This window comes from Propionimicrobium sp. PCR01-08-3 (assembly GCF_030286045.1).
Lineage (GTDB): Bacteria > Actinomycetota > Actinomycetes > Propionibacteriales > Propionibacteriaceae > Brooklawnia.
Genome location: NZ_CP127390.1, coordinates 3,091,922 through 3,113,798 on the forward strand (window position 1 = coordinate 3,091,922; position 21,877 = coordinate 3,113,798).

Below are 21,877 nucleotides of genomic sequence, written 5' to 3' on the forward strand. Positions count from 1 at the left end.
CACGCCACTCACCGTAGGTAAGTCTGCTGCTGTTACAGCAGTAGTAAACGCCCTTTCGCTAGGCGATATGCACGATGGTGAGTGTTTGGGGATTAAGGCGAGCGTCTGCCATTTATGGCGAGCACCTGGAGGTTGCGGTGCATGGTGCACGGTGCGGCGTGCGAGACTTGCCGGGTGAGCTGGCTCGGTGCATTTCTGGACGCGTTGCTGGGTGCGGTGGGCTGCTCGCTGTCTTTCGGAACCGGTTGTGCCCTGCGGCCGACGGCATCATTCGGCTGGGCGGTGCCGATCGGGGTGGCGATCATCGCCGGCATCTCGCTGATGCTCGGGCAATGGGCCCTGCTCGCCATCAACCGGGTCGGACGCTGGCGCACTCTGCTGACTCTCGCCACATCCGGGCTCGGCACCCTGTGCACCGGTGTCGTCGAGGCGGGTTTGGTGGCGTTGCTGAGCTGGGCGCTGCTGCAGGACAGGGTGCGGCTGTGGGTGGTGCTGCCGGCGGTACTGGTCGCCTACGCGCCCTATTGGCTGGGATTCCTGGTGGTGTTGCCCTACACAGGACCGGGCGTCGCGCGCGTGCTGAAGGTGTGGCACCTGCTGGCCATGTGGCTGGGGTTGCGTCCGGTGCTGGATATGGGCGGCGGCTACTCCTTGCTGATCGCGGCGGTTGCCTGGCTGGCCCAGCAAGGCATCGACGCCTTGATCGAGCGCGCCCCGATGCACCTGCGCGAACGAGTGTTCAAGCTTGTCAGCGGCTCGGCCGGGCTGACCGGCCGCGACCTGATGAGCTCCGCCAGGCTGGGAGACCACCGATGATCGGGCAGATTATCGCGATCGTCGTGCTCGGTCTGATCATTGCCGGGCTGGTGGCTCCCAGCGAGGCACTCAGCTGGTGGCGTCGCGGCCAACTGGACGACCGGACGATCGGCTGGCCGAGTGTTGCCGAAGCATTCCGTCGTCCCGGCGATGAACCCGACGACGAGGTGCCCGACGATCTTCCGGCGGAAGAGGACCACTATCTGATCTACCTGTCGGGCATCGGCATCAGCAGTCCTGACGAGCTCCCGGTCATCGAGATCCCGATGGTCCGGCTGCTCACCGAACGTCTCGGCCGCACCACAGTGATGTGGCGGATCTACCCCTACTCGGTGGCGAACACCGCGCTCACCCAGGGCAGACGGATGAGCCGTATCTGGGGCGCGCTCGCCCGCTGGAAGTTCAACAAGACAAGGCTCCGGTCGCTGGCGTTCTTGATCAATCTGCGTAACGCCTTTCAGATGTTCGTCAGCTCCGATCGCAGATACGGACCGGTTTTCAATCTCGCGGTCGCCGAACAGATCGCCGCAACCCTGATCCGCAACGGTTACGTACCCGAACATCACCGTCCGGTCACCTTGCTGGGATGGAGCGGTGGCGCCCAGATCGCGGCCGGCGCGGCGTGGTACCTGGCGGCCTTGGGGATGCCGGTGCGGGTGATGTCGATGGCGGGCATCGTTTCGGCCGATCCCGGCCTCGACCGGGCCCAGCAGATCTGGCATCTGCACGGCGAGTCGGATGTCGCGGAGAAACTGGGGCCGGTGTTCTTCGCCGGACGCTGGCCACTCTTCCGCAAGTCGTCATGGAACCGGGCGTTGCGCGATGGCCGGCTGCAGATCGTCACCATGGGTGGCCTCAAGCACGGTGGCCCGCAGGGATATTTTTCTGCGGGCCCGCCCCTCGCCGACGGACGCACACCCCGCCAGGCGACCGCCGACTTTATCGTCCGAGTTTTGGTGGACGCCGGGCTGGCCACCGATCGCGGGGACCATCGAGAATCATCTGGTGGGGACGGCGACGACCGTGCATAACCTTCCTCAATCAACCGCCGGCTGCCTCCAAACCGGCCCTACCGAGACGTTAGCCGTCAACCGCGGAAGGTTTTGCACGCCCGACCATGGCAACGGGGATGGCCACCGATCGCGGACGGCTGGCGGACGGCGACGGAAGGATCCCGGACCAGACTGATGGAGTAGACAACTGAGTATGAGATCTCGACCCGATGCCGATCACCGTTGCCCATGCTGTTCGGGAGCCGGCGAGTTCACGGCAACGCATATGGAAACCGTCGCGGTCATGGGTTGACCCGTGGAAAAATAGGAGGGTCTCCAAGAAGAATCCGGCGATGGGCGCCAGTGCGAGTAAAAGTGGCGGATTCGGGAAACCTGAAGAAGGGCGGATTCCGATGACGACCAACTACCGCAGCGTTTTCGCCCAGGATCTCAGGCCCCGTCGATGAATGCCCGCGATACTGCCGCCGATGCTCGCAGCCCGTCACCCGAGCGCTGCCGTCCCGATCTGCCAGGTGCGCGTTCGTTCGTCACATGGGCCATCTCGTCCGGTCCGGGCCCTGCACCGAGCGGCCGAAGGTAGCCGCGCATGGAGACATTCGACCTGATCCTTCTGGTACTGACCGTCGTCCTGGTGTCGGCAGTGCTCGACCAGCTGCTCACCCGGCTGGCGCTGCCGCTGGTGCAGATCTTGATCGGCGCGCTGTTGTCCGTGGTCGTCGGTGAGCCTCTGCACATATCCACCAGCCCCGAACTGTTCCTGGTGCTGTTCATCGCGCCATTGCTCTTCGACGAATCCCGCAAGATCAACAAGCAGATGTTCGTCCGCAACATCGGGAGCATCCTGTCGCTGGCCATCGGTTTGGTGATCATCTCGGCCCTGGTCGTCGGATTCAGCCTGCATTGGCTGGCGCCGACGATTCCGCTGGCGGGTACGTTCGCGCTCGGCGCCATGCTGGGGCCCACCGATGCGGCGGCCGTCACCGCGCTATCGCGCAGCCTGCAACTCAACACCAGACAGAAGTCGTTGCTGTCGGGAGAAGCATTGATCAACGATGCCTCGGGCATCGTCTCCTTCCAGTTCGCGGTGGCCGCGCTGGTCACCGGCGCTTTCAGCCTCGCCGAGGCCGGAGTGTCCTTCGCGATCTCCTTCTTCGGAGGCCTGGCGACCGGGGCGCTGCTCGGTTTTCTCGCCGTCGTGATCCTGCGCTCGGTGCGGGCGATCGGTCTTGAAAGCACGGTGTTTCACGTGCTTTTCGAAGTGGTGACACCGTTCATCATCTTCTTGATAACCGAAGAACTGCACGCCTCCGGAATCCTCGGGGTGGTGGCCGCCGGCCTGGTGATGACCCTCTTCCCGCAACTGCGGTCGAGCTACCAGGCCAGAGTGAAACTGGTGTCGTCCAGCGTGTGGGAGGTGCTGACCTTCGTCATCAACGGCGTCGTCTTCGTGCTCTTGGGCATGCAACTGCCGTACGCGTTCGAGCACTCCTGGGAGGACGCCACCAATCCGATCAGCCTTGTCGGACTGATTTTCGTGGTGACATTCATTTCGACGGCCCTGCGCTTTATCTGGTTGTTCGGGATGGAAATGCTGCACCGGCGGCGAATGCAGGACAAGCTCGGCACGCCCCGACCCGGTGGCCGGCAGCTGCTGCGCGACGTGGCGGTCACCACATTCGCCGGCCCCAAGGGTGCGGTCACGCTGTCGATCGCATTCACCTTGCCGTACACGCTTGCCAGCGGGGACCTTTTCGCCCAACGCGACGAGTTGATCTTCTTGGCGTCCGGGGTGATCTTGTTGACCTTGCTGCTCGCTAACTTCGTGGTGCCGGTGCTGGCACCCAAGGCCGACACTTCGGACGAAGAGAAGCAGCTGGCGAAAGTCCACGTCGAGATTCTGAACAAGGTCGTGCGGGCCTTGCGGGAGCAGTCGACGGCCGCCACCGCAGTGCCCGTCTCCATTGTCGTCAACGAATACCGGCTGCAGGTCCGTGAGCTCACCGAAGAGGACGAACAGACCGCGCTGCTGCAGCAGTTGCGTACCGAGGTCATCGCCGACCAGGAGCTCTACCTCGACGAGGCGAAGGAATCCGGTGCCGTCGACCCGGAGACGGCGCGCATCTGCGCGTCCATTCTGCGCCGCAACCTTGCGGTGGTCACCACCGGGAAGCGGCGGGGTATTTTCACCTCGCTGATGCGCACCCAGGCACAGCAATGGATGGGCCGTTCCCAGCGTCCGGCCGAGCTGCGGGAAAGCGCCCGGCGCTCAGGCAAGACCAGGGACGCCCAGATTCTGCTCGAGGTGCGCGCTGTGCAGTACCTCGGTGGGGTGCTCGAACACAGCAACGACGAGCGGGCCGAGGCCGCGTCCAGATTGAAGACCGACCACGAGGTGCTGTTGCGGATGTACCGCAGGCAGCGCCAGATGGCCGGGGACGCCCAGGGCCGCCCGACCGGCGACCGGGCCCAGTTGTGGGAGTCGGTCAGGACCATCGAGGAGGAGGGCTTCCGCCTCGAACTCAGCTTTATTCAGGACCTCTACGAGGATGGCACGCTCTCCAGGGCGCAGGCCACCAAGCTGCGCGACAGCGTCTACCTGATGCAACTGAACACCGCCGAGACCCGGCACTGAGCCCGCCAGCGAACCTGGCCGGGCATCGGATCGGTTCTGGCATGGCGAGGTTTGCCGTTCGCGCCCGAAATCTGCTCCCGCGCCAGGTATCTCGGGCGCGGGAGTCGATGCCGGGCGCAGCTGTGGTGGTGAGCGGCGTCAGGCCTATGTGCCGGGCGTCTCGAAGACGAAGGTGGTCAAGAACTGCCGGGCCCGCTCGGTCTGCGGGTGAGCGAAGAACGACTTCGGTTCGCCTTCCTCGACGATCTGGCCGGCCTCCATGAAGATCACCCGGTCGGCGATGGCCTGAGCGAAAGCCATCTCGTGGGTGACGATCAGCATCGTCATGCCGTCACCGGCCAATTCGAGGACGACGTCGAGCACCTCGCGCACCATCTCCGGGTCGAGCGACGCGGTGATCTCGTCGAGCAGCAGTACCTCGGGCTGCATCATCAACGCCCGGACGATGGCGATGCGCTGCTTCTGCCCGCCCGACAACTGCCGGGGATACGAGTCGGCGCGGTCGTCCAAACCGACGCGTTTCAGCAAAGCGTGCGCACGGGCGGTCATCTCGTCCTTCTTGGCCTTTTGGACGACCTTCGGCCCGAGCAGCAGGTTGTCGAGCACGGTGAGATGGGGGAAGAGTTCGTACGACTGGAAGACCATGCCGATGCGTTCGCGAACCGGCTCCCATTTCACCTTGCGATCGGTGATGACCTGATCGTTGAACGTGATCGAGCCGCCCTGAATCGGCTCCAGACCGTTGATGGTGCGCAGCAGTGTCGACTTGCCGCAGCCCGACGGCCCGATGATGACCAGCACCTCGGAGCGCGCGACCTGCAGGCTGATCTTGGTGAGGGCCTGCACCGGCCCGGGATAGATCTTGGTGACCTCGTCGAGTTCAAGGACGTTCTGAGTCACTGCATTACCTTCCTTGCTTCGAGGCTCGCGAGATGGCCGTTCCGCACGTGCAGCCCACGCTCGAAGGCGGCGGGTTCCTGCTCGGCAGACGTGGTGGGCCGCGTGAGGTCTGCCGATCTCATGCGAGTGCCCACTTTCGTTCCAGATGCCGCGCGTAGCTGGAGATGATGTAACAGACGATGAAGTAGATGACGAAGACGATGCCGTAGATGCCGAGCGAGGCGTCCGGAAACTCGAAGCGGCTCGCGTCGATGATCTGCTCGGCGACCTTCAAGATCTCGACCACGCCGATCAGGCTGACCAGCGAGGTGGTCTTGATCATGCGGGTGGTCAGATTCACCGTCAGGGGGACGAGCCTGCGCACCGCTTGCGGAATCACCACATAGCGGTAGACCTCGCCGCCTGACATGCCGAGCGCCCGGGCCGACTCGTATTGATGCCTCGGAACCGAACCGATCGAGCCGCGCACCAGGTCGCCCATCTCGGCGGTGCCCCACAAGGTGAAGACGATGATGGCGGCGGTCTCGCCCGACAGGTTGATATTGGGCAGCGCCGGATTCAGATCCGACAGCCTGGTCAGGTCGAAATAGACCAGGAAGAGCAGGACCAGTGGCGGCATGATGCGGATGAATTCGAGATAGACCCGCATGATGGCGCGCAGCCAGGATCTCGTCGATCTCATGGCGATACCGACGAGGGTTCCCAACACGATGGACAAGATCATCGCGACCAGCGCGATGCGCACCGAAACCCACAGCCCGAGCATCATTCGGGCGAAATTGCGTCCTTGGAAGAGCAGCTGAAAGCCCTGTGAGAAATCAATCTCCATAGGTGGCAAAGCGGACCCTCCTCTCCAGCGCGCGGGCCACGAGTGAGATCGGCAGCAAGATCACCAGATAGGCGCTGACGAGCAGCAGCAGCGACTCTTGGGTGTTGTAATCGCTGCCGATCTGATCTTTGGCCACGAAGACCAGATCGGGTAGCGCGATCACCGAGACCACCGAGACCTCTTTGATCAAGAAGATGACATTCGCTGTCAGTGCGGGCACGGCTACCGCGAATGCTTGAGGAAGCAGCACCTTGCCCATCACCTGTACCGGTTTCATGCCGAGCGCCCGGGCCGAGTCGGCCTGAATGGGTTCGATCGATTCGAAGCCGGAGCGATAGGCCTCGGCCATGTAGGACCCGCCCAAGAATGCCAGGCCGACCATCGCGCACATCTCGGACGAAAGGGTGAGCCCGGCCTTGGGCAGGCCGTAATACAAGAAGACCAGCTGGACGATCAGCGGAGTGTTGCGGGACAGTTCGATGTAGAAACCGAAGATCTGGCGCAATACCGGAATCCGTAATTGCTGGACGATCGCGCACACCAGCCCGGTCAGCAATGCGAGCACGATTCCCACCACGCCGATTTTCAGCGTGAGAATCCCCGCATCCACATAGAGCGGGATCGAGTCCCGCATGAAATCAAGATTCATGAATCCGCTCTGCGAGCCGATGCGTCAGTCGACCTTGCCGCCCTCGACAACCAGCTCGTCGGGGCTGATCACGTCGCCGTAAACGGGCTTGAGGGTCTCCTCGAAGTCGGCGTGGAAGAAGTCCTCCTCGGCCAAGGTGACCTGCTCGTCGTTCAGCCAGGTCGCGAGCTCCGTGTTGCCCTTCTGCACTGCCGGAGCGATGGTGTCCTGCGAGCCGAAGCTGGTGATCGAGGTCACGAAGTCGGTGTTCTGGGCGCTGTAGGCCAGCGCCTCGGTGTTGTCGGTGATCCAGACATCGCCGCGTCCATCGGCCAGCGCATTGGTCAGCTGGGAGTACTGCTCGTACTCCTGCACGTCGGCGTCGGGCAGGTTCTCGTCCACCCAGGTGTCGGCGGTGGTGCCCTTGACCACGAGGATCTTGGAGTCGGCGAGCTGGTCGTCGCTGACGGGGGAGTCAGCTGCGCTCACCGCGCCGAGGGAGACCTTCATGTAGGGGTTGGCGAAGTCGACCTTTTCGGCCCGCTCGGGCGTGACGGTGAAGTTCGCGAGGATGACGTCGACCTTGCCGGTCTCCAGGAACTCGACGCGGGAGGCCGCTTCGACGGGCACCCATTCGACGTCGACGCCCAGGTCCTCGGCGATCCGCTCGCCATAGTAGATGTCGTATCCGGCGTAGTCGCCCTGCGAGTCCACGTAGCCGAACGGGGACTTGTCGCTGAACACGCCGAGCCGGATGGAACCTGCGGCCTGAATCTCTTCGGGAGTCCTGCTGCCGACCGATGACTCGCTTGCGGCCGGGCTGTCGTCCGCGGGAATGTCGTCCGGCGAGCCGCAGGCGGCCAGCCCGAAGGCGAGTACCAGTGAGGACGCGAAGGCTGCCGCAGTTCGTAGGTGATTGCGCTTGTGGGACATGGTTTTCCTGTTCTGTGATGCTGATTGTCATGGACGAGTCGTTGAGTGCTCGCCGGCGTCAGAGTGATGATTGCGGGTTGCGGCCCCTAAAGCACCACCAGGTGGCGCCGATTCTGGCCGCTCGTGATTCAGTTGTGGATGAGATGTGCCGGTGTCTCCGACCGGGCCTGCTCTTGGTTCCCTGCTGAGGCTCCGGCAGCGGTTCGGGTGGTTTGCCGCCTGCCGTGCATCCCCGGTTGAGACTCGGGCGGTGTCACGATGATCAGCCCAGACCTGTTACCGGGATTCGATCAGCGAGAGGGAGCGGACGTCCGTGGTCATCTCGGCTGCAGCAGGATTCGCGCCACGGGCGAGGACGCACCGATACCGAGGTGATGGGAGGTACCTGGGTAGGGACCGAGCGGACTACTGCCTAGGGAAGCGGGGCTCGGAGATTCAGCGACAACAACACGAGATCATCGAGTTGAGCTGACACATGGCGCGGCCGACCGAGGGCAGAAAGGCTCCGGTAGCGGTGGCGTGCATAAGTGTCATGGCTCAAAGATATACGTCAGATGCGAGGTGATCCTGACCGGGGCCGGATCGTGGGCGGGGACCTACCGTTCCGCGGGCATGCTCCGGCATTGCGGCAACACGCGTCTTTTCTGCTCCCGCTCGCCGCCGAATCTGGACTAAGGTCAAGGACCTATGTCGCTCTCGAACCTCACCTCCGGATCGCTCACCATGCGTTCCTCAGTGACTCGGCCCTCAGTGACTCGGCACTGGGCGGCGCGTCCATGAGCGAGGCGGCATTCGACAGGCTGTCGCCGGCCTTCCCCAGGCGTGCGCCCTGGGGCACCTCGGCCCGGCTGCGCGCCTGGCAGGCCGAGGCCCTGCAGATCTACCGGGATCGCGCACCTCGTGACTTCTTGGCGGTCGCAACGCCGGGCGCAGGCAAGACGACCTTCGCGCTGCGCGTCGCGGCCGAGCTGTTGAACAATCACACGGTCTCCCGGGTGATCGTGGTGGTGCCCACCGAGCACCTGAAAACCCAGTGGGCGGACGCGGCAGCCAAGGTGGGCATTCAACTCGATCCGTCGGGCACCGGCAACCGGCGCGGACGCTCCCGCGAGTTCGACGGAGTCGCCGTCACCTACGCGGGCGTCTCGGTGCGGGCCTGGCACTACGAGGCCGTCACCTTGGCGACTCCCACCCTGGTCATCTTCGACGAGATCCATCACGCGGGAGATTCGCGCAGCTGGGGCGATGCCGTGATGGACGCCTTCGGCCAAGCGACCCGCAGGCTGGCGCTGACGGGTACCCCGTTCCGCAGCGACGAGACGCCCATCCCGTTCGTCCGCTATGACGAGCAGCCGGACGGCTCGCTGATCAGCCACGCCGACTTCACCTACGGTTACGCCGAGGCGCTGCGCGATCATGTGGTGCGTCCGGTGGTGTTCATGAACTACGGCGGTCCGATGCGCTGGCGCACCTCCAGCGGCGACGAAATCGCGGCCAACCTCGGCGAGGTGATGACCAAGGATCTCACCTCGCAGGCCTGGCGCACGGCCCTCGACCCCGCGGGCGAATGGGTCGGCTCGGTGTTGCGGGCGGCCGATCGCAGGCTCACTGAGGTGAGAAGACATATCCCGGACGCGGGCGGTCTGGTGATTGCCTCCAGCCAGCGCACGGCAAGGGCTTATGCGTCGGTTCTGGAACAGATCTGCGGTGTGAAACCGACCGTGGTGCTCTCGGACGACGCCAAGTCGTCCGGCAAAATCGAGCAGTTCTCGGGCGACGAATCGCGCTGGATGGTGGCCGTGCGGATGGTCTCCGAAGGCGTCGACGTGCCCCGGCTGGCCGTCGGGGTTTACGCGACGTCGACCTCGACGCCGCTGTTCTTCGCCCAGGCGGTCGGACGATTCGTCCGCGCCCGCCGGCGTGGCGAACTGGCCACCATTTTCTTGCCGACCGTGCCGATCATCTTGGCACACGCGGCCTCCATCGAACGGCAACGCGATCACGTGCTGGGGCGTCCGAAACGTAAGGACGAGGCAGTCGACATCTGGGCCGAGACCGAGGCCTTGATGGAGCAGGCCAACGCCCACGAGAAGGCCTCGGACGATCTGCTCGACGAATACCAGGCCGTCAGCTCCGAAGCCCAGTTCGACCACGTGCTCTTCGACTCCCAGGCGTACGGCATGTATGCGGCCCCGACAAGCGATGACGAGGCCGACTACCTGGGCCTGCCCGGACTGCTGGAGCCCGAACAGGTGACCCATCTGCTCCAGGAGCGGCAGCGCCGCCAGGTCGCGCGCCACGAGCGGACCGAGCGCAAACAGAAGGTGCCGCCCGAGCAGTCATTGCACCGACAGATGGCCGACAAGCGCAAGGAACTGAACTCGCTGGTCGCCCAGTACGCCCGAGTGAAGGGCACCCCGCACTCCCACGTGCACGCCGGGTTGCGCCGCGAATGCGGTGGTCCTCCGCTCGGCCAGGCGACCTCGGCGCAGATCGATTCGAGGATCCGCACCATCAAGAAGTGGTTGGGCCGCGCCTGAGCCCTATTCGGCGGCGCGCCGGGCGGCCCTGCGCGGAGGCTCGGGCTCCTCGAACTCGGGCTCGTCCCACAAGGACGCATCTGCGGCCGTGCCCCGCCTGGGTTGCGGCCAAGTGCCCCGCGGACGCAACTCGTCCGATTCCCCGGTCGGGTCGAAGAAGACCTCGTCGGGCTCCGGTTCGGTTTCGGGCTGGGGAGCAGGTGGTGCCGCGGGCTTGGGCCGCGACACGGTGAGCAACCCGCGATCGCGCAGATCGGTGTCTCGGACGAACGCCACCAGCGCGGCGATCAATCCGACCAGCCCGGCAGCGAGCATCGCGATTCTTGGCGCACTGCGCACGCCGGTGAGCGTGTCGAACAAGGCGAATCCGGTAGCCACGCCGAATGCGGCGATCACCACGAGATCGATCCAGGGCCAGCGGCTGATCATCGCCGTCTTGCGTCCGCTACCCGAGATCAGCGCCCATAGGTGCCAGATCAGCAGGCTGCCGCCGATCGCGATGGAGGTCCAGGTGACGGCGGAGGCGGCGTCCAGTCTCGCGAAAAGCGACAACCCGGCGACCAGCATCACCAGCGACGAGACCAACAAGGTCACCAACAATCCGATCGTGACACCCAAGGACGGCGGACGTCCGTCCGAAGTCGCGGTTTCTGGACGCTGTTGGCTCTGCTTGCCCGCGTCGGGCGCAGGCGGGGCGATGTCCTTATCTGCAGACGTCTCGTCCGGCCCGCCGAGCGCCCCGGTGTCGGTCTCCGATTTCGAAGGATCGGGTTCAGCTGCCCGGTCATCCGCCGGCGGCTCATCGGACGACTGCTCGTCGGTCGCGGTATCGACATTGACCGACTCAAGGTCGAATTGCTGAGTTGTGAAAACCTCAGTGTGCGTTCCATGGCTGAAATCAGGTGACGCGAAGCGGGCCTGATCATCCGAGGCGGCATCGGCGGTGCCGGCTATCGACGCGAAGTGGCCGGGATCACCCGAGCCGGTATCGGGGGTGCCGGTTACCGCTGCGAAATGGGCCGGATCGCCTGACCCGGTGTCCGGGGGGCCGGACGAGGGCACGGCGGGGTGCTTGGTGGTGTCGTAACGAGCCGAATCGTCGACGGTCGGCTCAACCGGATCTTTACTCACAGAATCCTCCCGATGCCCCTAAGGACCCTCACGCCCTAGCCATCCTAGTTGGATGATCTTGTGTAAAGCCTGAGGACGTGCCCGAGGCGGCCCGAGTCGAATCGGTCAGTTGGGAATCTCGATCTCTGTTCGTTCGCCGTAGCCGTTGTCGTAGACGATCGTGATCGGCTGCTGGGACAACTCGAAGTAGACCCAGCCGGACATCTGATCGCCTTCGACGATCGACGTGCAGTCGATGTTCGGACGATAGACCGGCTCGTCACTGATCAGCTCGTATTCGTTCTCGACTCCGTTCTCGTCGCGGGCAATGAAGTCGGAGTCGCACAGGAAGAGCTGGTCGGCACTGGCTGATACGCGCACCTTGATGCCGAGCATGGAGGTGCCCTGATCGCTGAACCAGGCGGCTCCCTCGACCGCCAGGGTGCCCGTGGCGCCGTAATCGTCGACATCGAAAGTCTTGTTCACGGCGATCGGCGGGGTAACGGGATCGACCGGTCCGTCACCGGGCAGGTCCACTCGGACGGCCTGTTCGCTGAAGCTCTCGAAAACGAACGTCATATCCGCGTTCGTGGGCGCCTCGAAGATCACCCAGCCCGTCATCATGTAGCCCTCGGGTACGGTGCCGATATCGAACTGTGGGTGGTCACCTTCGATCCGGGAGTTGTAGCCGAAGGTGTAGCGTCCGCCATCGGAATCGGTCGCATAGCAACCGGTCGGGCTGTATCTGATCTCACCTTGAACGGCCTCGAAACGCACCTGGACGGCGAGGCTCGCGTAGCCGTCCGGCATCGAACGCCCGCCGGGATCGACCCATTGGGCATCCATCACGGTGACCAGGCCGATGCCGTCGGGATCGACGTATTCGGTCTCTTCGCCCAGCTGCGCGGTGGGTGCCACGCCGGTGCGTGGTTCGGTGCGGGTGACCTGCCAGGGCGTGGTGCGGTCACTTTTCTGGTTCGCGATCGCAGGCTCTTCGGTCTCGGTGGGTTCATCGGTGGGCTCGTCGGTCTCGGTTGTCTGCGCGCTCGGTCCGGGACCGGGCTCGGGTTCAGGGTCGTGGTGCGCCACGAGCCACACGACCAGGGCAAGCACCACGCCGATGGCGATCGCACCGATGACAGGTGCGATCCCCACCTTCTGGCTGCCATTTGCCGGCCCGCCTGCGGGCTGTCGGTTGCCGGGCGGCACAGGTCCCGACGGCGGGCGCTGCCCCGCGCCCGATGGTGGCTGCGAATATTGCGTTCCGTCCGGACGGGATGCCTGGCCGGGCGCCGGCTGCTGGCCGGTGGGACGAGGTACCCGCGCGGGTGACGCGTACTGCTGCCCGGCTCCCGGAAACTGGGACGCCGGACCGGGGCCCGATGAAGGCTGGGCCTGACCGATGGGGCGGTAGCGTCCATCATCGGTGGATGGCTCACCTTGGCCGGGCTGATGCGAGGTGTCGGAGGATTGTTGCTCCGCCGACGATCCTCCTGCCGCAGGGAACTTGGCCGCAGCGGGCTGCTGTTGAGTCTGCTGGGGTACGTCCGCGAGGTTGCCGAGACGTTCAGGTTCGCCGGACTGTGGGGCGGCCGCATTCGGCTGGTCGGTAGCGCCGGCATCGCCAGGGCGAGACTCCAGGTCATAGTTGGGCTGGTCATAGGCCGGACGATCGTAGCTGGGATTGGCGTAGCTGGGCTGCCACCCCTGCATCGGGGTATATCCGGCAGGAGCCGCGAAGTCAGGCCCCGATTGGCCGGCACCCTGAGTGCTCCACCCCTCGGACGCCTGCGTGTCAGGGCCCGGATCGTCTGCCGAGTATCCCGGCTCCTGGCCACCCCGGTCCTCTGGTGACTCGGATCCAGGGGACTGCGGTCGCTCGTCCATAAAAACCTCCCTGCTTCGTCCCTGAATCTAACGCAGCAGGGCTTAGGTCTTCTGGCCGCGCCGGACAAAATTGAAACGTGAACCTCATTTTGCGGACCATCGCGACAGCAATCGCCGTGTGGGTTGCGAGCCTGCTATTGCCCGGAATCTCCGTCCAAACCCAGGGCAGCCAGGCGGCGGCGATCGGCACCTTCATTCTGATCGCAGCGATCATCGGCCTGGTCAATACGATCGTCAAGCCACTCGCCCAAGCGCTGAGCGGATGCCTCATCCTGCTGACACTCGGGCTCTTCCTGCTGGTCGTGAATGCCGCGATGCTGATCCTCAGTTCGTGGATCTGCGCCCAGCTGGGTATCGGGTTCGCGGTGGACGGCTGGGGTACGGCGCTGATCGGCTCGATCATCATCAGCGTCGTCAGCGGGTTGATCAATGGTGTGACCGGCGCCAACGACAAGAGCTCCCAGTAGCAGTTGGGGTCAGGAGCCCTTGAGCACTCGTCGTGGCTTTGAATGCTCGCGTTAGCTTTCAGCCGCCCACCGTAACCTCCAGAGCCTCGTCGGCCTGCATATCGCCTAGTCAAACCTAGTTCGCCGCCGTTGCAACGCGAGCGAACTAGGTTTGGGTAGGCGCTGCGAATCACGGTGAGCGTTGTGCAGGAAGGCGAGCGATTGCCGCGCCGGTGAGCTGTCACGTTGGGCGGCCAGGTCGAATCTGCCGCTGGCCGGGTGGAGCGGGGCTGGGACGTCCGCAACCGCGTCTCGCGGCGGCCACGATAGGATTCTGCTCTATGAGCGAGTCCGCACCTTCAGCCCCGTCCACCCAGGGCAGCACCGATTTCATCGGCGACATCATCCGCGCCGACAACCAGCAGGGCACCTATGCCGGACGCGTCCAGACTCGCTTCCCACCCGAACCCAACGGCTGGCTGCACATCGGGCACGCCAAGGCCATCACCGTCGACTTCGACTCGGCGCAGAACAACGGCGGCATCTGCAATCTGCGGTTCGACGACACCAACCCCGAAACCGAGGACACGGAGTTCGTCGATTCGATCATCGCCGACCTGAAGTGGCTGGGATTCACCCCGGCGAATGTGTTCTATGCGTCCGACTACTTCGACAAGCTCTACGAATGGGCCGAATACCTGATCGGCGAACACCTGGCCTACGTGGACGAGCAGGACGGCGAGACCATCTCGGCGCAGCGTGGCGGCTACGGCAACCCCGGAATCGAATCGCCGTTCCGCGATCGTCCGGCCGACCAGAGCCTCGACCGCTTCCGCCGGATGCGGGCCGGTGAGTTCGCCGACGGCACGATGGTGTTGCGCGCCAAGATCGACATGAACCACGAGAACATGCAGCTGCGCGACCCGGTGCTGTACCGCATCCGCCGGGGCCATCATCACCGCACCCAGGACGCCTGGGTGATCTATCCGACCTACGACTGGGCGCACGGCCAATCGGACGCCCTGGAGGGCGTCACGCACTCGCTGTGCACGCTGGAGTTCGTCAGCCACCGGCCCCTCTACGATTGGTGCCTGAGTCACCTGCCGTTGCCCTATGACAAGCCGAAACAGATCGAGTTCGCTCGTCTCGAGTTGACCAACACGGTGACCTCGAAGCGCCGGCTGGCCAAACTGGTGGCTGACGGCACCGTCGAAGGTTGGGACGATCCGCGCATGCCGACTCTGGCCGGGCTGCGCAAGCGCGGCTATCCGGCCCGGTCGATCGTCGCGTTCTGCCGCGACATGGGGGTCTCGAAGACCAACGCCCGGCATGCCATCGAGGAGCTCGAGAGCTATGTGCGCCGTGACCTCAACAAGGTCGCCCAGCGCCGGATGGCGGTGCTGCGTCCGATCAAGCTGACCATCACGAACTGGCCCGAAGGCCAGATCGAGTACTTCGACGTGATGAACAACCCCGAGAATCCGGACGACGGCACCCGCAAGGTCGCGTTCACCGGCGAGCTGTTCATCGAGCAGGACGATTTCGCCGAGGTGCCGCCGCCCAAGTTCTACCGCCTCTCACTCGGACGCGAGGTCAGGCTTCGGGGAGCCTATTTCGTCACCGCCACCGACCTGGTGAAAGACGACCAGGGCAATGTGACCGAGGTGCTGGCGACCTATGACCCAGCCTCCAAGGGCGGTAATTCCCCTGATGGACGCAAGGTCAAGTCGACCATCCACTGGGTTTCGCGTCCGCACGCGGTGGCGGCCACGGTGGCGCTCTACGACCGACTGTTCAGCGCCGCCAACCCCGGAGAGACGACCGGCGAACCGCTCGATGACCTGAACCCCAGCTCTCGGGAGCTGCTCGAGAACTGCCAGGTCGAGCAGGCGCTGACCGAGACTGGGCCCGGCGAAGTCGTGCAGTTCGAGCGGCTGGGATATTTCGCCGCCGACCCCGACCGCCCGATGCATTTCCACCGCACCGTGGGGCTCCGCGACGAGTGGGCGGCCATCCAAAAGCGCAAGGGCTGATCTGCTGCGCCGACCCGGCGCGACGCCTACGATCGAGGCATGGCGACGATTGCAGTGAGTGGGGCGTCCGGGCTCATCGGCAGCGCGCTGGTGGCGCTGCTGCAATCAGACGGTCACGATGTGCTGCGGCTGGTGCGCAGGGCGGCCGTCCAACCCGACGAGGTGGGCTGGGACCCGGCCCGCGATGAGATCCATCTGGCGGCCTGCGCCAAGGTGAACGCGGTCGTGAACCTCTCCGGCGCCCCGATCGGAAAACGGTGGACCGATCACTACCGCAAGGAACTCGTCTCGAGCCGACTGGAGGCCACGCACACGCTGACCCGGACCGTCGTCGAGCTCGGGCCCGAGGTCACGCTGATCAACGCCTCCGCGGTCGGGATCTACGGTGATCGCGGACGCGAACCGTTGACTGAGCAAAGCGAACCCGGAACCGGGTTCTTGGCAGAGCTCGTGCAGGAATGGGAGTCGGTGACCTCACCGGCTCAAGAGGCGGGAAACCGTGTGGTGCTGGCCCGGACCGGATTGGTGATGGCCAATCATGGTGGTGCGCTCGGGCCGCTGATGCCGATGCTGCGCGCCGGGGTCGCCGGGCCGCTCGGATCGGGCGAGCAGATCTGGCCGTGGATCAGCCTGCGCGACGAGGTGCGGGCACTGGCCTGGTTGATCGAGCACGAGATCGCGGGCCCGGTGAACCTGGCGTCCCCGGCGACCACCACGAATGGTGCCCTGATCAGGGCGATCGCCGACGGCCTGGGACGCCCGGCCAAGCTCCGGCTACCCGAAACAGCCTTGCGGGCGGCCATGGGCGGTTTGGCCGGCGACATTCTGTCGAGCCAGAATGAGATTCCCAAGGTGCTCTTGGAGAGTGGGTTCACGTTCAAGCAGAGCACCCTCGACGACCTGGTCACCTGGCTGGTGGCGGAGGAGGACTGAGATGGCCGTGCAGCGCATCAATCCCGAAGCCTGCGAACGCTCTCCCTACTATTCGCAGGCCAGCTTGGTGCCGGCGGGCGCGTCCATGCTTTATATCGGTGGCCAGAACGCGATCGACGCCACCGGCGCGTGGATCGGGCTGGGCGATGAGGCGGCCCAGACCTCTCAGGCGATGAAGAACGTGCTGGCCTGTCTCGAAGCAGTCGGGGCAAGGGCTGCCGACCTCGTCAGCCTCACCATCACCACCGTTGACGGTGTCGATCTGGCATTGTGCCAGCGGGCTGCGTCCGGGTACCTCGACTTGAAATCACTCCCGGTGATCAATGTCTCGATCGTCGAGCAACTGGCCCGCAAGGGCGCCCTGGTCGAAATCTCGGCCGTGGCGGCCGTGATCGATGCCTCGGACGCTGCCTGGCTCGGACGCGGAGAAGCCGAAGACCCGGCTTGGTTCTGATCGGCTGACTAGCCGAGATGCAACTGGGGAAGGGCGGACCGTTCCTAATCTGGTAAACTAGCACTACCGGCCTGCGGGACCAAAGGACGGCCCCGCTCTCACCGTAAGTTCACAACTTGCGGTGGTGGTGCGAGTTACGGCTTGCGGGCTTGGCGGCGAGAAAACGTTGCGAGGATACTCAATGAAGTTTCATGTTGGTCAGACCGTCATCCATCCCCACCATGGTCCAGCCGCGGTGACGAAGGTCATGACCCGCAAGGTTCGTGGCGAGCAGGTCGAATACGTCGAACTCGAAGTCGTCAGCAACAAGCTGATGGTCAGCCTCCCGGTCAGCAAGGCCGAAGAGATCGGAATCCGCGACGTGGCCGGCGTCCACGAACTCGACAAGCTCGCAGAAGTTCTGAGTGGCCCGACCGTCGGCGAGGAGCCCCAGTGGTCCCGCCGGTACAAGGCCAACCGTGCTTCGATCGCCACCGGCGATCCGCTGCAACTGGCCGCCGTCGTGCGCGACCTGGTGCGTCGCCGTGAGCGCGGTTCGCTGTCGCTGGGTGAGAAGGACCTGCTGAAGGAAGCTTCGGCACCGCTGCTCGCAGAGATCGCATTGGCCATCAACATCTCCGAGGACGACGCGCTCGAGGTCATGCATTCGATGATCCTTGAAGAGTCCAGGGATGCTCTCGACGCATTGGACGAGCGCGCCGAAGCCGTCTGAGACCAACTACTCATAGGATTTTCCGAAGGGCTTCAGGTCCGGTCCCGTCACGCAGGTCGCCTTTGGTGGCAGGCGGAACGGGACCGGACTTTATTCGTCCGCCTCTTCTGGTCGCTGTCATCGGCAAACCTCGTACAGCCTTGCGGCGGCTGCCACGGCGATGACGGATTCGGTCACCAGGAAGCGGGTCTATGGCATCCTGTGCGCGCGCACAGGATGATCGGGCAGTCTTGCTGTGCCGCAGGATCGACCGGAAAGGGGACAGTGTGCAGATCGCCACGGTTATCGACCTGCTCGTCGTGATCGCGATCATCGGACGCGCCATCACCGGGTTTCGTACCGGGCTGATCGGCGGGGTGATCGGTCTGGTCGGGGTGCTCGGCGGCGCAGCTTTCGGCGTGTGGGCCGGCCCTCAGCTGATCGAACTCATTCCGGCATTGGACGCCGGCCGCGCGATCCGCACCATCACCCTCATCGCTGCGGTGGGGATAGCCGCGCTGCTGGGCGACCTGATCGCCGGGCGGATCAAGAATCGTATTCGCCGCGGCAAGAAGCCGAAGGGCATCGACGCCTTCTTGGGCGCGATCGCATCGGCTGTGGTGATGGCCTTCATCTGCTGGTTCACGCTTGCCGCAGTGCGTCCGATAGCCCCGGCGGCGCTCGGCACTGCGATCGAGGAATCCCGCTCGTACCAGGTGCTCGACGAAGTGGTTCCCGATCAGTTCGATCAGCTTCCCGGGCAGGCAGCCGACATCTTGGTGACCGAGCTGCCGAAGGTCTTCGGCGGCGACGAGCCCACGCTGCCGATCCCCGAGCCGGACACCGACTCCCTCGACTCCGCCGGGGTGCAGGCGGCGGCCGCCAGCATCGTTCAGGTCTTCTCGGACGCCCCGAACTGCCGCAACGATTCGGCGGGCAGCGGCTGGGTGGTTGCGCCGCAGCGCGTGGTCACCAACGCCCACGTGGTGGCCGGGGCCTCGACGGTCACCATCTCGGTCGGTGGCACCTCACCGCAATTGGAGACGAGCGTGGTGGCCTTCGACGAGGATCTCGATCTGGCCATCCTGGCGGTCCCCGCACTCGACGCGCCTGCACTGGAACGCGCTCCCGAAAACCAGACGGCAGGAGACGATGCCGTGGCAGCGGGATTCCCCTACGGCGGCCCCTACCAGTTGAGCGCATCCCGCATCCGTGGCACGGTCACCGAATCCGATACCGACATCTATGGCGGACCGGGGATCTCACGCGAGGTCTACGCCATTCGCGGAGTGGTGCGTCCGGGCAATTCGGGCGGTCCCCTGCTGACCGACGACGGACGGGTCGCCGGTACGGTTTTCGCGATGTCGACGATGGACGCCCAGACCGGGTACGTGCTCACCGACGCCGCGACGGCCTCCTATTTGGACGCGGCCGCAGGCTACTCCGAACCCATTGCTGCCGGCAGCTGCATGGTTGGGTAGATCACTCATAGCGAATTACGCAATTCAAATGCGAGAAAACTTTCGTCCGCCCGATCGGACCAGCGAGAATATGAACATGGCTGATTCGCGTGTGGTGATCATCGGTGGGGGATTTGCGGGGCTGAACGCTGCCCGTGAGCTGACGAGCGCAGGTCATGAGGTGATGATCATCGACCGGCATGCGTACACGACGTTTCAGCCGCTGCTCTACCAGGTGGCCACCGGAGCGCTGAACCCCGGCGACGTCACCTACTCGCTGCGCCGCTGGGCGTCCAACGACCGAAGCCATTTGGCGAGCTTCCGCCGGGCGACGGTGACCGGCATCGATTTCGAAAACAAGAAGGTCATCGTCAGCCGCGGCGAGCCGATCGGCTACGACAAGCTGCTCATCTGCCCGGGTGTCGGTGCCAACTTCTTCGGTATCCCGGGCGCCGATCGGTACACCAAGCAGATCTACACCAGGCGCCAGGCGCTCGAGGTGCGCGACATCATCTTCTCCGGCCTCGAACTGATGGCAGCCGAGCGTGACCCGAACAAGAGGTTCACCGCGATCGTCGTCGGCGGCGGCCCGACCGGCGTCGAGACCGCCGGTGCGCTCGCCGAGATGAAGACCCAGGCGTTGCCGGTGCTCTACCCCGAGATCGGTGTCGACAACTTCCATGTCGTGCTGGTCGAGATGACCGACCGGCTGCTCGGCCCATTCGACCGCAGGCTGCAGCGCTACACCAAGCGGTCACTGTCCAAGCTGGGCGTCGATGTGCGGTTGAACACCGCCGTCAAAGAGGTGTTCGCCGATCATGTCGACTTCGCCGACGGGACGAAGCTCGACTGCGACATCGTGGTCTGGGCCAGCGGCGTGGGCGTGCGTCCGGCCGTCAAGGACTGGGGCCTACCGCAGGGCCGCGGCGGGCGCATCCTGGTCGAGCCCGACCAGCGCGTGGTGGGTTTCGACGACGTCTACGCGGCCGGGGACGCCAGCATCTGCGAATCCGAGCCGCAGCCGCAGCTTGCTCAGCCGGCCATTCAGCAGGGCAAGCTGGTGGCCCACAACATCATGGCCGACAAGCAAGGCGGGGTCACCGAGACCTTCCACTACAACGACAAGGGCACCATGGCGACCATCGGACGCAATGCGGCCGTCGTCCAGCTGCCGCAGGGCGCCAAGATCACCGGGTTCCCGGCCTGGCTGCTGTGGGTGCTCGTACATATCGCGACTCTGCTCGGTGGCCGCAACCGCATTTCCGCGATGCTCAACATGGCCGTCCGCTACATTTCGTGGCCGAAGTCGGCAGTGGGCATCATCGGGGATTACGTGGACGCGCCCTCCCGGCTGCCGGCCTCCGCCCAGCCAGAAAACGCCGACGACGAGAATCACTCCCAGGGGTAGACGACGCCGATCTGCGCGCGGATGTCGTCCATGATCTGCATGACCTCGATGGTGTCCTGCCAGGTCATGTCCGGTGATTCGGTGAGCCCCGCCTCCAGGCAGCGGGCGACTTCGGCGGCCTCGTACTGGAATCCTCCGGGCACCGTTGAATCCCAGTCGACGGTGCCGCCATCCTTCGGGGTACCTTCGCCGAAAGTGCGCAGCCGCAGCACGCCGGGCCGGTAGAACTGCAAAGGAAGTTCCAGGGCGCCGCGTTCGAAGACGATCTCAGCCGAGGTGGCCGAGCGGCCGTCCAGATTGCTGCGTGCCACGCCGAGAGCGCCATCAGGACCGATACCCGGACGTGCGGCCGCGCTGCCATTGCCGGCCTGAGGGTCCACCTTCAGCACGGCAACGCTGCCCTGGTCGATTTGCACCGCCCGATGGGTGTCGGACGAGATGCCGAATTCGCCGGGAAGCAGGCGTCCGGTGGCGATCATCTCGGTCGGTTTGCCCAAGATCTCATGCAGGAACGACACCGGATAGATGCCCAGGTCGAGCAGTGCGCCACCACCCAGCTCGGGCTGCACCATACGTGCACGATCGCGCAGCGATTGGCCGTGGTCGGCCTGCACCGAAACCACGTGCCCCAGCTCGCCATTGGCGATGATCTGCCGGATGACACGGTAGTGCGGCAGATGCCGGCTCCACATCGCCTCCATCGCGAACAATCCGGCCTGACCAGCGGCACCCGTGACCTCGCGAGCCTGGTCGGCAGTCATCGTGAACGACTTCTCCACCAAGACGGGCTTGCCGGCCCGAAGCGCCAGCAGCGCGTGGTCGGCATGCATTGGGTGAATGGTCGAGACATAGATGGCATCGATACCCGGGTCTGCGACCAACTGATCGTAGGAGCCATAGGCCCGGTCGGCTCCGAAGTCGGCGGCAAATGCCTCGGCGCGGTCCGCGTCGCGCGCCGCCACCGCCGCGATACGCGAACGCGTGTAGGCGGGCACATCGCGGGCGAAGGTTTTGGCGATTCCGCCCGCGCCGATGATTCCCCATCGCAATGGCGGGGCGTCCATCGGATCAGGCAGCGTCAGGCCTTCGGCCAGCCGGGCCAGCTCGTCCGGTAGATCGGGTATCAGCGAATGCGGGTTGCCGCCGTTGGTTGACATGTGACGA

18 protein-coding genes are annotated in these 21,877 nt (G+C 64.8%); 11 read left to right on the plus strand and 7 right to left on the minus strand.

The window, feature by feature from the left end:
* Nucleotides 1–174 precede the first annotated feature (174 nt).
* From QQ658_RS14365 to QQ658_RS14375, 3 genes are all read left to right on the plus strand, one after another.
* The gene (locus QQ658_RS14365; RefSeq protein WP_286025521.1) at nucleotides 175–816 is read left to right on the plus strand and encodes a hypothetical protein; all 642 of its coding nucleotides are present in this window, start codon (nucleotides 175–177) and stop codon (nucleotides 814–816) included.
* On the plus strand, nucleotides 813–1,847 hold the full coding sequence (locus QQ658_RS14370) for a hypothetical protein (protein WP_286025522.1): 1,035 nt from the start codon (nucleotides 813–815) through the stop codon (nucleotides 1,845–1,847). The genes QQ658_RS14365 and QQ658_RS14370 overlap by 4 nt, the downstream gene beginning before the upstream one ends.
* Nucleotides 1,848–2,415: 568 nt before the next feature.
* The gene (locus QQ658_RS14375) at nucleotides 2,416–4,461 is read left to right on the plus strand and encodes a Na+/H+ antiporter (protein ID WP_286025523.1); all 2,046 of its coding nucleotides are present in this window, start codon (nucleotides 2,416–2,418) and stop codon (nucleotides 4,459–4,461) included.
* 144 nt (nucleotides 4,462–4,605) lie between these two features.
* Here the strand turns inward: QQ658_RS14375 and QQ658_RS14380 are convergent, their stop codons facing one another.
* From QQ658_RS14380 to QQ658_RS14395, 4 genes are all read right to left on the minus strand, one after another.
* Nucleotides 4,606–5,361: an amino acid ABC transporter ATP-binding protein gene (locus QQ658_RS14380; protein ID WP_286025524.1), complete on the minus strand. Its 756-nt coding sequence runs from the start codon at nucleotides 5,359–5,361 to the stop codon at nucleotides 4,606–4,608.
* Nucleotides 5,362–5,479: 118 nt separating this feature from the next.
* Complete coding sequence (locus tag QQ658_RS14385) at nucleotides 5,480–6,190, minus strand: amino acid ABC transporter permease (RefSeq protein ID WP_286025525.1); 711 nt, start codon at nucleotides 6,188–6,190, stop codon at nucleotides 5,480–5,482.
* Nucleotides 6,180–6,824 (minus strand): amino acid ABC transporter permease, encoded by a 645-nt coding sequence (locus QQ658_RS14390; RefSeq protein WP_286025526.1) that lies wholly within the window; start codon nucleotides 6,822–6,824, stop codon nucleotides 6,180–6,182. Before QQ658_RS14390 ends, QQ658_RS14385 begins: the two co-directional genes overlap by 11 nt.
* Before the next feature lie 39 nt (nucleotides 6,825–6,863).
* The gene (locus QQ658_RS14395; protein WP_286025527.1) at nucleotides 6,864–7,751 is read right to left on the minus strand and encodes a transporter substrate-binding domain-containing protein; all 888 of its coding nucleotides are present in this window, start codon (nucleotides 7,749–7,751) and stop codon (nucleotides 6,864–6,866) included.
* A gap of 776 nt (nucleotides 7,752–8,527) precedes the next feature.
* On the opposite strand from QQ658_RS14395, the gene QQ658_RS14400 reads away from it, so the two are divergent.
* Nucleotides 8,528–10,291 carry a DEAD/DEAH box helicase gene (locus tag QQ658_RS14400; RefSeq protein WP_286025528.1) on the plus strand — a complete coding sequence of 588 codons (1,764 nt, stop codon included), beginning with the start codon at nucleotides 8,528–8,530 and terminating at the stop codon, nucleotides 10,289–10,291.
* A 3-nt stretch (nucleotides 10,292–10,294) separates the two neighbouring features.
* Here the strand turns inward: QQ658_RS14400 and QQ658_RS14405 are convergent, their stop codons facing one another.
* Both QQ658_RS14405 and QQ658_RS14410 read right to left on the minus strand, forming a co-directional pair.
* Nucleotides 10,295–11,422 (minus strand): hypothetical protein, encoded by a 1,128-nt coding sequence (locus QQ658_RS14405; protein ID WP_286025529.1) that lies wholly within the window; start codon nucleotides 11,420–11,422, stop codon nucleotides 10,295–10,297.
* A 105-nt stretch (nucleotides 11,423–11,527) separates the two neighbouring features.
* Nucleotides 11,528–13,288, minus strand: coding sequence for a DUF6479 family protein (locus QQ658_RS14410; protein WP_286025530.1), 1,761 nt, complete (start codon nucleotides 13,286–13,288; stop codon nucleotides 11,528–11,530).
* Between the two features lie 77 nt (nucleotides 13,289–13,365).
* Here QQ658_RS14410 and QQ658_RS14415 point away from each other — a divergent pair, with 77 nt between their 5' ends.
* The 7 genes from QQ658_RS14415 to QQ658_RS14445 all read left to right on the plus strand — a co-directional run bounded on the left by QQ658_RS14415 (nucleotide 13,366) and on the right by QQ658_RS14445 (nucleotide 20,713).
* Nucleotides 13,366–13,755, plus strand: a complete 390-nt coding sequence (locus QQ658_RS14415; RefSeq protein ID WP_286025531.1) for a phage holin family protein — start codon at nucleotides 13,366–13,368, stop codon at nucleotides 13,753–13,755.
* A 320-nt stretch (nucleotides 13,756–14,075) separates the two neighbouring features.
* Nucleotides 14,076–15,767 carry a glutamine--tRNA ligase/YqeY domain fusion protein gene (locus QQ658_RS14420; protein WP_286025532.1) on the plus strand — a complete coding sequence of 564 codons (1,692 nt, stop codon included), beginning with the start codon at nucleotides 14,076–14,078 and terminating at the stop codon, nucleotides 15,765–15,767.
* A gap of 39 nt (nucleotides 15,768–15,806) precedes the next feature.
* Nucleotides 15,807–16,700 carry a TIGR01777 family oxidoreductase gene (locus QQ658_RS14425; protein WP_286025533.1) on the plus strand — a complete coding sequence of 298 codons (894 nt, stop codon included), beginning with the start codon at nucleotides 15,807–15,809 and terminating at the stop codon, nucleotides 16,698–16,700.
* Between the two features lies 1 nt (nucleotide 16,701).
* Nucleotides 16,702–17,154 carry a RidA family protein gene (locus QQ658_RS14430; protein ID WP_286025534.1) on the plus strand — a complete coding sequence of 151 codons (453 nt, stop codon included), beginning with the start codon at nucleotides 16,702–16,704 and terminating at the stop codon, nucleotides 17,152–17,154.
* Nucleotides 17,155–17,335: 181 nt separating this feature from the next.
* Complete coding sequence (locus QQ658_RS14435) at nucleotides 17,336–17,866, plus strand: CarD family transcriptional regulator (RefSeq protein ID WP_286025535.1); 531 nt, start codon at nucleotides 17,336–17,338, stop codon at nucleotides 17,864–17,866.
* A gap of 266 nt (nucleotides 17,867–18,132) precedes the next feature.
* On the plus strand, nucleotides 18,133–19,326 hold the full coding sequence (locus QQ658_RS14440; RefSeq protein WP_286025536.1) for a MarP family serine protease: 1,194 nt from the start codon (nucleotides 18,133–18,135) through the stop codon (nucleotides 19,324–19,326).
* Nucleotides 19,327–19,402: 76 nt separating this feature from the next.
* A complete protein-coding gene (locus QQ658_RS14445) occupies nucleotides 19,403–20,713 on the plus strand; it encodes an NAD(P)/FAD-dependent oxidoreductase (protein WP_286025537.1) in 1,311 nt (436 codons plus the stop codon).
* On the opposite strand, the gene QQ658_RS14450 is transcribed toward QQ658_RS14445, so the two are convergent.
* Entirely contained in the window at nucleotides 20,698–21,870 is a 1,173-nt protein-coding gene (locus tag QQ658_RS14450) for a Gfo/Idh/MocA family protein (protein WP_286025538.1), read from the minus strand. The two genes, QQ658_RS14445 and QQ658_RS14450, sit on opposite strands and share 16 nt — an antisense overlap.
* Nucleotides 21,871–21,877 lie beyond the last annotated feature (7 nt).